This is a genomic window from Nostoc sp. KVJ3, from assembly GCF_026127265.1.
In the GTDB taxonomy this organism is placed as follows: Bacteria; Cyanobacteriota; Cyanobacteriia; order Cyanobacteriales; family Nostocaceae; genus Nostoc.
Map to the genome: position 1 here is coordinate 22,444 of NZ_WWFG01000001.1, position 14,908 is coordinate 37,351.

13 protein-coding genes are annotated in these 14,908 nt (G+C 42.1%); 11 read left to right on the forward strand and 2 right to left on the reverse strand.

Annotated features, from left to right (window positions below; genetic code table 11):
• Positions 1-22 precede the first annotated feature (22 nt).
• Complete coding sequence (locus tag GTQ43_RS00075) at positions 23-2,641, forward strand: non-ribosomal peptide synthetase (RefSeq protein ID WP_265273626.1); 2,619 nt, start codon at positions 23-25, stop codon at positions 2,639-2,641.
• Positions 2,642-2,754: 113 nt separating this feature from the next.
• A complete protein-coding gene (locus GTQ43_RS00080) occupies positions 2,755-3,936 on the forward strand; it encodes an aldo/keto reductase (protein WP_265269593.1) in 1,182 nt (393 codons plus the stop codon).
• A gap of 118 nt (positions 3,937-4,054) precedes the next feature.
• Here the strand turns inward: GTQ43_RS00080 and GTQ43_RS00085 are convergent, their stop codons facing one another.
• Positions 4,055-5,383 carry a hemolysin family protein gene (locus tag GTQ43_RS00085; protein WP_265269595.1) on the reverse strand — a complete coding sequence of 443 codons (1,329 nt, stop codon included), beginning with the start codon at positions 5,381-5,383 and terminating at the stop codon, positions 4,055-4,057.
• A 240-nt stretch (positions 5,384-5,623) separates the two neighbouring features.
• Here GTQ43_RS00085 and mfd point away from each other — a divergent pair, with 240 nt between their 5' ends.
• The 7 genes from mfd to GTQ43_RS00120 all read left to right on the forward strand — a co-directional run bounded on the left by mfd (position 5,624) and on the right by GTQ43_RS00120 (position 11,703).
• Positions 5,624-9,235, forward strand: a complete 3,612-nt coding sequence (gene mfd / locus GTQ43_RS00090; protein WP_265269597.1) for a transcription-repair coupling factor — start codon at positions 5,624-5,626, stop codon at positions 9,233-9,235.
• Between the two features lie 35 nt (positions 9,236-9,270).
• Positions 9,271-9,495 carry a DUF433 domain-containing protein gene (locus GTQ43_RS00095; RefSeq protein WP_265269599.1) on the forward strand — a complete coding sequence of 75 codons (225 nt, stop codon included), beginning with the start codon at positions 9,271-9,273 and terminating at the stop codon, positions 9,493-9,495.
• The gene (locus GTQ43_RS00100) at positions 9,492-9,830 is read left to right on the forward strand and encodes a DUF5615 family PIN-like protein (protein ID WP_265269601.1); all 339 of its coding nucleotides are present in this window, start codon (positions 9,492-9,494) and stop codon (positions 9,828-9,830) included. The genes GTQ43_RS00095 and GTQ43_RS00100 overlap by 4 nt, the downstream gene beginning before the upstream one ends.
• A gap of 91 nt (positions 9,831-9,921) precedes the next feature.
• Positions 9,922-10,182: a hypothetical protein gene (locus tag GTQ43_RS00105; RefSeq protein WP_265269603.1), complete on the forward strand. Its 261-nt coding sequence runs from the start codon at positions 9,922-9,924 to the stop codon at positions 10,180-10,182.
• Positions 10,183-10,191: 9 nt separating this feature from the next.
• The gene (locus tag GTQ43_RS00110; protein WP_265269605.1) at positions 10,192-10,572 is read left to right on the forward strand and encodes a PIN domain-containing protein; all 381 of its coding nucleotides are present in this window, start codon (positions 10,192-10,194) and stop codon (positions 10,570-10,572) included.
• Between the two features lie 154 nt (positions 10,573-10,726).
• The gene (locus GTQ43_RS00115; protein WP_265269607.1) at positions 10,727-11,371 is read left to right on the forward strand and encodes a hypothetical protein; all 645 of its coding nucleotides are present in this window, start codon (positions 10,727-10,729) and stop codon (positions 11,369-11,371) included.
• Positions 11,372-11,499: 128 nt separating this feature from the next.
• A complete protein-coding gene (locus tag GTQ43_RS00120; RefSeq protein WP_265269609.1) occupies positions 11,500-11,703 on the forward strand; it encodes a type II toxin-antitoxin system HicB family antitoxin in 204 nt (67 codons plus the stop codon).
• Positions 11,704-11,766: 63 nt separating this feature from the next.
• Here GTQ43_RS00120 and GTQ43_RS00125 read toward each other — a convergent pair whose 3' ends face one another.
• A complete protein-coding gene (locus GTQ43_RS00125) occupies positions 11,767-12,237 on the reverse strand; it encodes a DUF29 domain-containing protein (protein WP_265269611.1) in 471 nt (156 codons plus the stop codon).
• Positions 12,238-12,462: 225 nt separating this feature from the next.
• Here GTQ43_RS00125 and GTQ43_RS00130 point away from each other — a divergent pair, with 225 nt between their 5' ends.
• Both GTQ43_RS00130 and GTQ43_RS00135 read left to right on the forward strand, forming a co-directional pair.
• The gene (locus GTQ43_RS00130; RefSeq protein WP_265269613.1) at positions 12,463-12,672 is read left to right on the forward strand and encodes a hypothetical protein; all 210 of its coding nucleotides are present in this window, start codon (positions 12,463-12,465) and stop codon (positions 12,670-12,672) included.
• Positions 12,673-12,925: 253 nt separating this feature from the next.
• On the forward strand, positions 12,926-14,659 hold the full coding sequence (locus GTQ43_RS00135; protein ID WP_265269616.1) for a hypothetical protein: 1,734 nt from the start codon (positions 12,926-12,928) through the stop codon (positions 14,657-14,659).
• Positions 14,660-14,908: the final 249 nt, after the last annotated feature.

Below are 14,908 nucleotides of genomic sequence, written 5' to 3' on the forward strand. Positions count from 1 at the left end.
CGAGGATCTGTGCATTCATCAAATGTTTGAGATGCAAGTAGAGCGATCGCCCCAGTCCATTGCTGTAATATTTGAAAATACACAACTTACTTATCGGCAGCTAAATCAGCAGGCTAATCAACTAGCGCACCACCTACGTGCTTTAGGCGTTGGCCCCGAAGTGCTTGTGGGCATTTGCCTAGAGCGCTCCTTGGAGATGATCGTAGGAATACTGGGAATTCTCAAAGCTGGAGGTGCTTACGTACCTTTAGATCCGGCATATCCCTCAGAGCGTTTAGCCTTCATCTTGGAAGACACCCAGGCACCAGTATTGTTAACCCAAGAAAAATTGCTCAAAAAGTTGCCACCGCATCAAGCACAGGTGGTTTGTCTGGATTCAAATTGGCAAGAGAATATTCAAAACAGTCAAGAAAATCCTGTAAATGAAACGACAGATTATAATCTCATCTATGTGATTTACACATCTGGTTCTACAGGACAGCCTAAGGGTGTTATGGTCTCTCACCGTGGTATCCGCAACCAACTGTACTGGCGGCAAACAACCTTTAGATTAACTCAGGCAGATAAGGTTTTACTGACTATTTCTTTTAGCTTCGATCCCTCAGTGTGGCAGATATTGTGGCCATTGTGCTTCGGGGGACAATTGATCGTGGCTCGCCCTGGTGGACATCAAGACACTGCCTACCTTGTGAAGGTGATTACTAAGCAGCAAATCACTGTCTTGGCCTTAGTACCTTCTATACTGCGTGTCTTATTAGAAGAAAAGGGAATTGAGAATTGCCGATTTCTGAAGCATATTACCTGCGGTGGTGAAGCTTTACCTGGCGAACTCATAGAACGCTTCTTTGCCAAACTGAATTTGGACAATGTTCTCCATAATTGCTATGGCCCGACAGAAGCCTCTATTGATACCACTTTCTGGACTTGCCAACGCGATACAAATTATGCTATAGCCCCCATTGGTCGCCCCATTACTAATGCAGAGATTCACATCCTCGATGAAAATTTGCAGCCTGTGCCTGTTGGTGAATCAGGTGAACTGCACATTGGCGGTATTGGTTTAGCGCGAGGCTATCTTAACCGTCCAGAATTGACCATAGATAAGTTTATTTTTAACTCTTTTAGCTCTGAATCTGGGGCACGTCTTTACAAAACTGGCGACTTGGCACGTTACTTAAGTGATGGTAATATCGAGTTCCTTGGTCGGATTGACTACCAAGTGAAGATTCGTGGCTTCCGAATTGAATTGGGAGAAATTGAAGCTATATTAGGCCGACATCCTGCGCTGACACAGACTCTAGTTATCGCTAGAGAGGATATTAATGGTGACAAACAACTCGTAGCTTATGTTGTTGCTAGTGCAGAGCAAATTCCTAGTCGAGTTGAATTACGTCGCTTTTTGCAAAGTCAGCTACCTGAATATATGGTGCCTGCTTACTTTGTATTTTTGGACACTCTACCATTAAACCCTAATGGTAAAATAGACCGTCATGCTTTACCAGCACCCGATCTATCAAGGCAAGAATCGGAAGTTAATTTTGTTGCTCCCCGTAATGAAGTCGAACGCGAGATAACACAGATTTGGGAACAGATTTTAGGTGTCCAACCCATTGGCGTAAAGGATAACTTCTTTGAGGTAGGAGGAAACTCAATATTGGCAGTAAAACTATTTTGGCAAATTGAGAAGATATTTAATAAAAATCTGCCTCTTGCTATTCTCTTTCAGTCTGGTACTGTAGAGGATCTAGCCAAAATAATCTGTCAAGAAGAAGATTTAGCAACAAACCTGGCTTCAGTAAATGCCTTAGACAAATCAAAATCTAGCTGGTCATGTCTGGTAGAAATTCAACCCAATGGTTCCAAGCCACCTTTTTTCTGTATTCACGGACTCGGTGGAGAAGTCTTGTGTTTCCGTGAATTGGTATTGCATTTGGGGCCAGACCAACCATTCTATGGACTACAGCCACAAGGACTAGATGGAAAACAGCCCTTGCATACGCGGGTAGAAGATATGGCAACTCATTACATTCAAGAAATCCAGACCATTCAGCCCAATGGGCCTTATTTTCTGGGAGGTTATTCTTTTGGGGGTGTAGTTGCTTTCGAGATGGCTCGGCAACTTCAGGAGCAAGGTCAACAAGTTGGTATTCTAGTTATGCTTGATAGTTGCCGTCCAGGTTATAGTTGGCGGGCACCATTTCTGAAGCGAGTTTTTTTGCATTTAAATAATATAGTTCAACAAGGGCCTGCATACCTTTGGCAAAGGACTGTGAAATGGACTAGTTGGCGTAAGCAGCATCTCCTAAATAGATATAAGCGTTACTTGGAAGGGGTAATTGATTTACCTGTAAATGACAAACACTTAAAGATTATGGATGCTAATATTCAAGCCATGAGTGAATATACCTTTTCGCCTTACCTTGGTCGAGCTGTTCTCTTGCGAGCAGACGATCGAAGTCGAGACGATGCTATAGGCACACAATACGATCCTCAATTCGGCTGGGGCGACCTAGTTGCTGGAGGATTAGATATCCATTACATTCCTGGATCTCACCATAACCTATTTAATGAACCGCATGTACAGGTGTTAGCCGAAACATTGAGAAATTGCTTAATCCAAGCGCAGTCTCCAAAGAATTAATTTGACAAACTGCTACCTTCACAAGAGAAGTCACGTTGCTTCACTCCGAATTCAAAATTCAAAATTATTGAAGAAGAATTCAGCTATTCTGAATTCAGGAGTCAGAATTACTGATGCTATATAGACGATTTGGACGCACAGAATTACAGATGCCAGTGTTTTCCTGCGGTGGCATGAGATATCAGTTCAAGTGGGAGGATGTTCCCAGTAATGAAATTCCTGCTGATAACCAGGCGAATCTGGAAGCGACGATTAGAAGGGCAGTTGAGGTTGGGATTAATCATATTGAAACCGCTCGTGGGTATGGCACTTCCGAAATGCAATTGGGAAGAATATTACCCAAGTTTCCCCGCGAAAAATTGATTGTTCAGACAAAAATCAGTCCAAAGGAAGATGCGAAAGAATTCCGCGAGACATTTGAACAATCGTTGAAAAATCTCCAGCTAGATTATGTTGACCTTTTAGGATTGCACGGCATCAACCATGCTGAGTCATTAGATTACAGCATCCGTCCTGGTGGCTGTTTGGAAGTAGCGCAGCAGTTGCAAGCTGAGGGAAAAGTCAGATTTATTGGCTTTTCTACACACGGATCAACAGAGTGCATTGTGCAGACAATTAATACTAATCAATTTGATTATGTAAATCTGCACTGGTACTACATTAATCAATGGAATTGGACAGCAATTGAAGCAGCTAAACGCCATGATATGGGGGTGTTTATCATTAGCCCATCTAATAAAGGAGGCTTATTGTATGAACCTCCACAAAAATTAGTAAATCTTTGTGCCCCATTGAGTCCAATGGTGTTTAATGATTTGTTTTGTTTGAGTCATCAAGAAGTGCATACCCTGAGTGTGGGAGCAGCAAAACCACAAGATTTTGATGAACACTTGAAGACTTTAGAATTAGTAGATCGGGCATGGTCAATTTTGCCACCAATTTTAGCCAGGTTAGAAAAAGAAGCGATCGCTACTCTAGGAGAAGATTGGGTAAAATCCTGGGAAACGAATCTACCAACTTTTGACCAAACCCCTGGTGAGGTAAATATTCGGGTGATTTTGTGGCTGCGGAATTTAGCGATCGCCTACGATTTGGTAAACTATGCCAAAATGCGTTACAACCTGCTTGGTAATGGCAGTCATTGGTTTCCTGGTAACAAAGCCGATCGGCTAGACGAATTGAACTTGGGGCAATGTCTTGCCCGCAATCCTCACGCTGATAAAATCCCCCAACTTCTAGAACAAGCGCATCAAATGTTGGCAGGTGAGGCAGTCAAACGTCTATCTAAAACTTGATGAATTGGGAATTGGAAATTGGGAATTGAGCATTGGGAATGGGAAATTGGTTAATTCTTCCCCTGCTCCCCCTGCTCCCCCTGCTCCCCTACTCCCCACTCCCTGCTCCCCAAAATCGCTAATCAGATTTTATCGTATCCGCTAATTTATTTCCTTTAGGTACTACTAGCACTTTATCAACACGGTTTCCATCCATATCCATCACTTCAATTCGCATACCTTGCCATTCAAAATAATCTGCTGCGCTAGGAATACGACCTAAATGGGTGATCACAAAACCACCTAATGTTTGATAACTGCCGCGTTCGTCAGATTGCCACTCCTCCATACCGAAAAGCTCCAAAAACTCTTCTACAGGCAACATCCCATCCAAAAGCCAGGAACCATCTTCGCGTTGCACTGCTTGGGGTTGATCCTGCCCATCTGTTGAAGGAACATCACCCACGATTTCGCTCATGATGTCGTTGAGTGTGACTAATCCTTGAATTACACCGTATTCATCTACTACTAGCGCCATGTGAGTGATAGTTTGCTTGAATAATTCCAAAACCTTCAAGCCACGGGTGCTTTCTGGCACAAATACGGGCTGTCGTAATCCGATGGTCAAGTCTAGTGGTTCGCTTCGGAAACTCCTGGCCAATAAGTCAGTTACCGGGATCACACCCAGCACGTTGTCCAGTCCCCCCTGACAAACTGGATACCGAGAATAGGCGCTATCAACCATTTTTTGGCGGTTTTCTTCGGCAGTGTCTTCTAAGTCTAACCAGACAATATCTGGGCGGGGTGTCATTAAGTAGCTGACGGCGCGATCGCCTAGACGAAAAACTCGCTCCACCATATCCTGTTCGGCTTCTTCAAAGGTTCCTGCCTCAGTGCCTTGCTCAATTAAAATTTTAATTTCTTCTTCGGTGACTTGTGGCTCGGTAGAAGCTGTAATTCCCAGCACTCGCAGGATCAAATCTGTAGAAGCGCTTAAAAGATAAACTATTGGAGAAGCGATCGCAGCCAAGGCTTGCATCGGAATCGCTACAATCGAGGCAATCCTTTCTGGATTATTTAATGCCAGACGTTTCGGTACCAATTCGCCAACAATCAGGGAAAAATAGGTAATCAGCAAAACCACTATTCCAAAAGATATCGGTTCACTATAAGGTGCTAAAAAGGGCACGAGTTTTACATAGACTACCAACCGACTGGCAATTGTTGCTCCTCCAAAAGCACCAGTCAAGATACCGATTAGGGAAATACCCACTTGAACGGTTGACAGAAAATGATTTGGAGACTCAGCAAGTTTCAATGCTGCCCTGGCCTTGGCATCTCCTTGATTAGCAAGCTGTTGTAGCCTGACTTTCCGGGCTGAGACAATTGCCATCTCAGACATAGAAAACACGCCGTTGGCAATAATTAGCACCAGAATGATTAAAATTTCAAAAGTGATGGGAGACATGTTTAAAATTGCCGCTTATGAAAGCGAATGTAGCTCAATACCTAGTATCTAGTATTAAAGGTGCTTCTATAAATGCTTTGAGTGGACTCAAAATAGTAGTTATAGTTCTTAGGTCTATTAGTTGCCGCGCATTATTCTTCCACCGAAAAAATAAGAAGGCTGTCAACACTTTTAAAATAGTTGACATAAAGTGCCTCAAGATTTCCTGACTCACAAAGACTCCCACCGCTAGTAGTACTTATGTCATTTTCTTCTATTGTGCGTGCCTTAGCGCGATCGCCACTGACCACTGAATTTATTTCTAAGTTAAACCGACAACAAGAATTGCGGTTAAATGGCATTTCTCGATTACCGAAGGGTTTAGTCGCTTCGGCATTGGCACAGGCTCAAGGCAAAGATTTGTTTGTAGTTTGCGCCACTCTGGAAGAAGCTGGACGCGTTTATGCACAACTGGAGGCGATGGGATGGCAAACAGTACATTTTTACCCCACCTCTGAGGCTTCTCCCTACGAGCCTTTTGACCCGGAAACTGAAATGAGTTGGGGACAAATGCAGGTATTGGCGGATTTGGGAATGGGGAATGGGGGAGGCAGTGCGGTCTTGGGGTTTCCCCAAGTGAATCAACTGCCGTCATTGGGTATGGGGAATTGGGAAGAAAACCAAAACCAGATCCCAAATTCCTCGCAATTACCTAAGATGGCGATAGTGGCTACTCAAGGGGCACTGCAACCACATTTACCACCACCAGAAGCTTTTGGGCAATTCTGTCTTACCTTGAAGCGGGGGATGGAATTAGACTTGAATGCCTTCAGTGAGAAAATAACTATTCTGGGGTATGAACGAGTTCCTCTGGTAGAAACAGAAGGGCAATGGAGCCGACGGGGTGATATTGTTGATGTGTTTCCAGTTTCATCTGAGTTTCCAGTCCGGCTGGAATGGTTTGGCGATGAAATCGAGCAAATGCGGGAATTTGACCCTGCTACTCAACGTTCCGCCCTCGATAAAGTTGACCAGTTAATTCTTACCCCTACTAGCTTTTCTCCTATCGTCATGGCGGCACTGAAAAAAAGTGATGAGTTAGGAGTTATGAGTTATGAGTTAAATTCTGACTCAGAACTTAGCACTCAGAACTCATTACTGTTGGAGGGTAGTCGGCGGTTTTTGGGGTTAGCTTTCGAGCAACCGGCATCTCTGCTAAATTATTTATCAGAAAATACCCTGATTGCCATTGATGAGCCAGAACAGTGTCATGCTCATAGCGATCGCTGGGTGGAAAATGCCCAGGAACAATGGGGAATTGTCCATAGGGCAGTGGGTATGGGGCATGGGGAAGAATCTACTCCCCTAACATTGCCGAAAATTCATCGGTCGTTTGATGAGTGTTTGGCTGACATTGCCAAATTTAAAACGTTATATTTATCAGAACTGTCAGAAGAAAATAGTGGGGTCAATCTTGCTAGCCGATCGCTTCCAGTCACGCCACACCAGTTTGCGAAACTAGCTGAAACCATCCGCCAAGAACGCGATCGCAATTTCTCGATCTGGCTGCTTTCTGCTCAACCTTCGCGTTCTGTCTCGCTGTTGCAAGAACATGATTGTCCGGCTCAGTTTATCCCCAATCCCCGCGACTACCAAGCGATCGATAAGCTGCAAATTAACCATATTCCCATAGCCCTAAAATATTCTGGTCTTGCGGAACTCGAAGGTTTTATTCTGCCAACATACCGAATAGTAATCGTTACAGATCGGGAATTTTTTGGACAACATTCCTTGGCGACTCCCGGCTATATCCGCAAACGCCACAAAGCTACTTCTAAACAAGTTGATCCCAATAAACTGCGTCCCGGCGATTATGTGGTTCACAGAAATCATGGTGTTGGCAAATTTGTCAAGCTGGAAAGTTTGACAATTAATAACGAAACCCGTGATTATTTAGTGGTGCAGTATGCTGATGGGTTATTAAGAGTTGCAGCCGATCAAGTCGGGGCTTTATCTCGGTTCCGCGCCGGAGGTGATAAAGCACCAGAACTCAACCGGATGACGGGTAAAGCTTGGGAAAATACCAAGAATAAAGTCCGCAAAGCTATCAAAAAATTGGCGGTGGACTTGTTAAAACTGTATGCAGCGCGATCGCAACAACAAGGTTTTAGCTTTCCAGGTGATATGCCTTGGCAGGAAGAATTGGAAGATTCTTTCCCGTACCAACCCACAACGGATCAACTCAAAGCTGTTCAAGATGTAAAACGCGACATGGAAAGCGATCGCCCAATGGATCGCTTAGTTTGTGGCGATGTCGGTTTTGGAAAGACGGAAGTGGCGATTCGTGCTATTTTCAAAGCAGTCACCGCCGGTAAACAAGTGGCACTCCTTGCGCCAACGACAATTTTAACACAGCAGCATTACCATACACTCAAAGAACGTTTTGCACCTTACCCTGTGAATGTCGGTTTACTCAACCGTTTTCGGTCTGCTGAAGAACGCCGCGATATTCAAAAGCGATTAGCAACGGGTGAACTAGATGTAGTTGTTGGTACACAGCAACTTTTAGGTAAAGGCGTGGCATTCCGGGATTTAGGACTGTTGGTAGTGGATGAAGAACAGCGGTTTGGGGTAAACCAGAAAGAGAAAATTAAAAGCCTAAAAACTCAAGTAGACGTGCTTACCCTTTCAGCCACTCCCATTCCCCGTACCCTGTATATGTCTTTGTCGGGAATTCGGGAAATGAGTTTAATTACCACGCCACCCCCAACCAGACGAGCGATTAAAACCCATCTTTCACCGATAAATTCCGAAGCTATCCGTAGTGCAATTCGTCAAGAATTAGACAGAGGTGGACAGGTTTTTTATGTAGTTCCACGAGTAGATGGAATTGAAGAAACAACAGCCAATTTACGAGAAGTGATACCGGGGGCCAGGTTTGCGATCGCTCACGGTCAAATGGATGAAAGCGAGTTAGAATCAACCATGCTCACCTTCAGTAATGGCGATGCAGATATCCTTGTTTGTACGACAATTATTGAATCTGGCTTAGATATTCCGCGAGTCAACACGATTTTGATTGAAGACGCTCACCGTTTTGGATTAGCACAACTATATCAATTACGCGGTCGTGTGGGACGTGCAGGTATCCAAGCTCATGCTTGGTTATTTTATCCGAAGCAACGGACATTATCTGATGCGGCTCGGCAACGATTACGAGCGATTCAAGAATTTACTCAGCTAGGTTCAGGGTATCAACTAGCGATGCGTGACATGGAAATCAGAGGCGTCGGTAACTTGTTAGGTGCTGAACAATCCGGTCAAATGGATGCCATCGGTTTTGATTTATACATGGAAATGCTGGAAGAAGCAATTCGGGAAATTCGCGGACAAGAAATTCCGAAAGTGGAGGATACCCAAATTGACCTCAACCTCACGGCATTTATTCCGGCAGATTATATCACCGATTTGGATCAAAAGATGAGTGCATACCGGGCGGTGGCTACAGCTAAATCTAAATCAGAATTAAAGCTAATTGCAGCCGAGTGGAGCGATCGCTATGGTACTTTACCCGTCCCTGCAAATCAACTTTTGCGAGTCATGGAACTCAAACAGCTAGCGAAAAAACTCGGATTTAGCCGGATTAAGCCAGAACAAAAGCAGCACGTCGTTTTAGAAACGCCGATGGAGGAACCCGCTTGGAATTTATTGGCGGCGAATTTACCAGACAATCTCAAGACGCGCTTTGTGTATTCGCCTGGTAAAGTGACGGTGCGGGGGTTAGGAGTATTTAAAGCAGATCAACAATTGCAGAATTTGATTGATGCTTTTGGGAGAATGCAAGGTGCGATTCCAGAGGCGGCTATTGTTTAATCGGTAGAAAAAGATTAGTCATCAAGTGAAAACCTATGTCAGACTTACTTAGAAAAATTACAGTTAATCCCAAACAATGTGGTGGTCGCCCATGTATTCGGGGCATGAGAATTCGGGTGTCAGATGTACTGGACTTGTTTGCATCTGGACTTAGTGCTGAACAAATCTTGGAAGAAATGCCCGATCTTGAGGCCGATGATCTCAAAGCAGCACTTCTATACGCATCGCGTAAGCTTAATCATCCAGTGTTAGTAGCATGATGATTTGGGTAGATGCACATTTGTCACCTATGATTGCAACTTGGATTACTAGCACTTTTGGGATAACAGCATTATCTTTACGCGATGTTGGGCTGAGAGATGCTGAAGACCTTGAAATTTTTGAACTAGCCAAAGCTAGAGGAGTTATCTTTATAACCAAGGATAGTGACTTTGTTGACTTGGTTGATCGTCTTGGATCACCACCACAAATTATTTGGTTGACGTGCGGTAATACATCAAATACTCGGTTACAAGAGATATTGAGTGCTACTTTGCTAGAAGCATTAGAGCTTTTGCGAACAGGTGAAGCGTTAGTCGAAATCAGAGGGAACTAGGAATTTTACTGAGTCAATGTAGTTTTACTTACCTACTCTTTTTGCTCAAGTTTCTATCAATTTAGAACCAAACTTACACAGGATAACCAGAGTGAGTATTAATCTTGATTTGCCGCCAGAGCTAGAAAACGAGCTTTTTACTGAAGCTTCTCGGCTAAACCTGACTCTTTCTGAATACATTCTTCGGATTCTTTCTGTGAGGCAGATTTTAGCAAATCCACCGAGGACAGGAGCCGAACTCGTTGCTTATTGGCAGAGCGAAGGTGTGATCAACTCACGACCTGATATTACAGATAGTCAAGCATACGCTCGCAAGTTACGTCATGAGGCCCAAACCCGTGAGCGAGAATAGGTAAAGTTGATGTATTTGCTAGATACTGACGTTTTGATTGATATTCAACGAGGTCATGCTCCTGCAATAACTTGGTTTGCCAGTTTATCAGAGTTGCCCAGTGTGCCCAGCTTTGTAGTCATGGAAATGATTCAGGATTCTCAAAACAAGCAACAATTGAGTAATGCTTTAAAACTGGTTGCGCCGCTACCTGTAGTCTGGGCTACTGAGGCTGACTTGACTCGCGCCTTGTCTGACTTTACGACCTATCATTTATCTCACAGTTTAGGGTTGTTAGATGCGCTGATAGCTGCTTGTGCTGTTGGGCAAGGTGCAACACTTTGTACATTCAATGTGAAACATTACCGTGTTGTTCCTGGTCTTGTTATGGAACAGCCCTACACGCGTTAATACCTTTCCAACACTCCGACGTTTTGAGTAAAATGCAAAGTGCGTAGGCATAGCCAGTCCTAGACATTGCTGTTATCTGTGTAAATTCGGTGGTGAGTTAGTTTTGTCTGTGAGAGATTAGGCATCTAAGTTTCTATAGCGCGGACAACCAACGGTGGAAAAAGAAAAATTTAACATTGGCCCAACATACCTTGGTATTGAGGGTATTTTTGATAGCACGGATATGTATGGAAATCAAATTAAGCGTCCTGACTATTGGGAGGATGAGGGAGAAGTTGTTGTTTGGGGATATCGAATATCTGGTTCAGCAGTTTCTTTTCATTCTCAGATTGACTACTTTCCAAAAAATCGACTTGGGTATGTAGATATATGTCAGTTTGTTTGCGATCGTATGGCAGACTTACTTGATGAATGCATTCAGAGGATCAAACAACATAATAATTTAGAAGATTCATCTGTAGACCTAGCAGATTCTGGATTTAGAATTTATCATTATTGCAAATATTTTTTGGGGGAAGAAGAAGAGACTCTATCTCTGAAGTTAAACCGTCTTTCTAAAAGCGGGAAATTAAAGCAGGTAAACCGTAAAGGTGGGCTGTCTGAAAAAGTTGCTCAAATTGGGGAGATTGATTTCTGCCTCAGTTCTGGATCGATAACTTTGATGAGAAAAATTAACAGTGAAAAAAAAGTATTTGTTAGAGATGTTGAGCAACACAATCTCAAAACATATCAAGAATATTTAGATTTAAAAAAAGGGAGAATAAATCATTATAATCTGCTGGATATACTTAAACTTTAAAGAGAAGTGTAGGCAGTCAACGTAGTCTAACACTTTGTTGGAGTGGAAAACATTAATTTGAGTAGCCACACTTAAGAGAAAACAATTATGTTTATTAGCATATTCTCACAAACAAGCTCAACAAGTGCATGAAAATCAGATCAATCATTCATCCAGCAGAAGAAGGCGGCTATTGGGCAGAGGTTCCCACGCTTCCCGGTTGTATCACTGAAGGAGACACCATAGAAGAGGTGATGGCTAATTTAAAGGACGCTATTGAAGGTTGGCTTGAAGTTGCCAACAGTCGTAATGCAATTGAGTCAACAGATCAAGTTGTCGAAATTGCTGTATGAAATAGATTTCTGAAAAGCAACTTTGTAATATTGTTAAACAACAAGGTTGGGTTTTGCAAAGAATTACTGCTCTGATTCATCCACTAACTTACTTGGTTCACCGGGGTAAAAATCAGAGTCCACAATCTCTGACAAGCTGTAAGGACACTCTACCGGAAAAGTCCGCTTAGGCAAATCTGTTTCTCCAACAGCCAATTCGACACCTTTAAGGTAGGCTTTGCGAAGTGCTTCTTCAAGGTAGGGTTTTAGACTAGGATTGTCTTCGAGCAGTTCAGCAATATCTAAGCGTTGAATACGAAGTGTTGCTAACCAGCTACGGCTACGGCGTTGGGACTGGTACTGCCATTTTAGTAAATGTCCAATCAATATACTAAGACGGTTTCGCAGTTCTTGACGTTGCTGTTTACCCAAAGATTGAATCTCCTCAATCAGATTTTGCAGATCAATCTGACTCCACTGCTCATTGCGAAGTAAAGTTGCTTGTTCCTGTGTCCAAGCGTAAAAATCAGTTTCGTAGAGGCTTGGTGAAAGCATTGGGATCTTTGGGTTTGTTTCAGGTACACCCATTAGGTTAGTTCAACCTCAACGTCTTTGTTTTTATTGTAGAACTGTCTCAAACTCTCTTAGTGCTATTGAGAGAGATCGCTTGCTCGTACTCAAACCCTACTACTTCGGCTATGGAGCGATCGCACCCTAAAAACCCCAACAGAGTGCAAGCAGAGATAATTTATAGTATGACTTTCGTAAAGATTGACAGCTATGACAGAGCTACTTGAACAAGCGATCGCTTTCAAACAAGATCCGAGCCATCCAAGCTTGCGCTTCAAAAAAGTACATCCAGAACTACCAATTTATTCAACACGGATTAGCAAAAATTATCGAGCGGTTGGACAGTTAGATGGAGATACCGTTATTTGGTTTTGGCTTGGTTCACACGCAGAATATAACAAGTTACTCTCTCAGTTGTAGCGACACAGTGCGATCGCATAGCCAATTTAGAGCAAAAGATGAGCGCTTACCGTGCAGTAACAGCAGCGAAATCTAAAGAAAAATTAATGCATATCAACCTTGATTAGAGCGATCGCTTTTTATATCTCACAATATAGTATCATCTCTAAATCAGCAAATTCAGAAAATTAGTAAATCGGTTCCTAAAACAAACTCCAGAAGGGCGGTTTCAGGAAATCTACTATCTAGTAAAAGCTTTTAACTTTGAATAAAAATGCTATTTTACCATCTTCATAAACTTCTGATTTCTCCTATTAACGATGTCTCTCATGTCAGCGATCAACGTGACAGAAAATTACTTTTATCATGGTTAATTCTCAGCCTATCATTCGCAATATTTTACGGGATTTTAGGATTACAGAGAGCTTTCAGAAGTGAGTACGTTGCTCAGGATGACGCACGAGAATATGTGTTTTGGATGCAGCAATTTATAGATCCCAAAATACTACCCCATGATTTGATAGCAAATTATTTTAAATCAATTACGCCATTTGGATTTGCTACTCTTTACAAACTGATAGCTAGTTTAGGAGTTCATCCTCTTTGGTTGAGTAAAATATTACCCATATTTTTGGGATTGATTGTCACTATATACTGTTTTTGGCTTTGTCTTGAAATTTTTCCAGTCCCCATTGCTGGATTTATTAGTACTTTACTGTTAAATCAAAGTCTCTGGTTTAAGAGTGACTTAGTTTCTGCTACACCTAGAGCTTTTGTATATCCCTTGCTATTGGCATTTCTATACTATCTTCTGCGTGAATCATGGCTAATTATTTGTCTGATAATTGTCCTACAAGGACTTTTCTATCCTCCACTAGTATTCATATCATTAGGGATATTATTGATTCGTTTGCGGCGTAATTATGTTTGGCTAGCAGTTATTTTAGGATTGGCATTTTTGGTGATGCTACCCTATGCCTTAACTTCTTCTGAGTTCGGGCCAGTCATCAATACCTCTCAAGCTAAGGTAATGCCGGAATTGTGGCCAGGCGGACGGCATCCATTTTTTGACAAGAATCCTTGGCGATTTTGGTTGATTGGAGAACATAGCGGTATACTCCCACCTTTAATGCCGCCTTTAATTTGGTTAGGGTTGTTGTTACCAGCAATACTGCGAAATGCCTACCGCTTTTCATTAGTGAGTTTGATAAAGATTCAATTCAAAATAATACCGCAGATTATCATAGTCTCTGTATCTCTATTTTTTGCTGCCCATTTTTTGATATTAAAGCTATTTTTTCCTACCCGCTATACAACTCATACTTTTCGAATTGTTATGGCTATTGCGGCTGGCATTACTTTAACTGTAATGTTGGATAAGTTTTTTCAAATTTATCAGCAAAAACGCAATTTTTGGCAAATAATATTAACAGCTATCGTAAGCATCGCACTCATTGTATACCCAAATGTTTCGGGACGTTTCCCCACAACCGATTACAGGCAATCTGGTGAATTAGCTTTGTATAAGTTTCTCCAACAACAACCTAAAGACAGCCTAATTGCTACTCTCTCAGACGAAGCCGATAATATCCCAACTTTTGCCCAAAAATCTATTTTAGTCGGGAGAGAATATGCGCTTCCTTTCCATATAGGCTACTACTCTCAGATTCGCCAACGTACTACTGATTTAATTAATGCTCAGTACAGTCAAAACTTGGCAGCAGCAAAAAAACTAATTCAAATGTATAAAGTAAATTTATGGCTACTGGAACGTACAGCTTTTAATTCTCAGTATTTAACTACAAAAACCTGGCTAAAAAGTTTTCAACCAGCGTTTACAGAAGCTTTAAGTAACTTAGAAGAGGGAAATACCCCAGCATTAGGAAGGTTAACAAAAAAATGTTCAATTTTAGAAACTGAGAATTTTATTCTCTTAAAAGCAGACTGCATTTTGACACTCTCTGAGCTAAAAGCTACTGAGACTATTGGTTCAACAAATAATTCATAATAACGCTCTCAATACTGTTCGGTTAAGGCAAGAGACGGCGATTTATCGCATCTTTACGCTCTAGAATTAATTTCCATCAAAAAACCTTAACCGAACCGTATTGATAACGCTCTTACGTTGCTAATGTAATTCGCAATTACTGTTCTGTTCCATAAAGATGTTAGACATTTAAAATGAGTATTTTCAAAGAACTTATATAGGAATCATCTTTAATTTCTGAAAACACTCAGTGCAACTTAAAAAGGCTTC

Bases quoted from the DNA above. Each gene is read 5' to 3' on its own strand.
- GTQ43_RS00075 (WP_265273626.1), top strand. From the start codon at position 23: ATGTTTGAGATGCAAGTAGAGCGATCGCCCCAGTCCATTGCTGTAATA.
- GTQ43_RS00080 (WP_265269593.1), top strand. From the start codon at position 2,755: ATGCTATATAGACGATTTGGACGCACAGAATTACAGATGCCAGTGTTT.
- GTQ43_RS00085 (WP_265269595.1), bottom strand. From the start codon at position 5,383: ATGTCTCCCATCACTTTTGAAATTTTAATCATTCTGGTGCTAATTATT.
- mfd (WP_265269597.1), top strand. From the start codon at position 5,624: ATGTCATTTTCTTCTATTGTGCGTGCCTTAGCGCGATCGCCACTGACC.
- GTQ43_RS00095 (WP_265269599.1), top strand. From the start codon at position 9,271: ATGTCAGACTTACTTAGAAAAATTACAGTTAATCCCAAACAATGTGGT.
- GTQ43_RS00100 (WP_265269601.1), top strand. From the start codon at position 9,492: ATGATGATTTGGGTAGATGCACATTTGTCACCTATGATTGCAACTTGG.
- GTQ43_RS00110 (WP_265269605.1), top strand. From the start codon at position 10,192: ATGTATTTGCTAGATACTGACGTTTTGATTGATATTCAACGAGGTCAT.
- GTQ43_RS00120 (WP_265269609.1), top strand. From the start codon at position 11,500: ATGAAAATCAGATCAATCATTCATCCAGCAGAAGAAGGCGGCTATTGG.
- GTQ43_RS00125 (WP_265269611.1), bottom strand. From the start codon at position 12,237: ATGCTTTCACCAAGCCTCTACGAAACTGATTTTTACGCTTGGACACAG.
- GTQ43_RS00130 (WP_265269613.1), top strand. From the start codon at position 12,463: ATGACAGAGCTACTTGAACAAGCGATCGCTTTCAAACAAGATCCGAGC.
- GTQ43_RS00135 (WP_265269616.1), top strand. From the start codon at position 12,926: ATGCTATTTTACCATCTTCATAAACTTCTGATTTCTCCTATTAACGAT.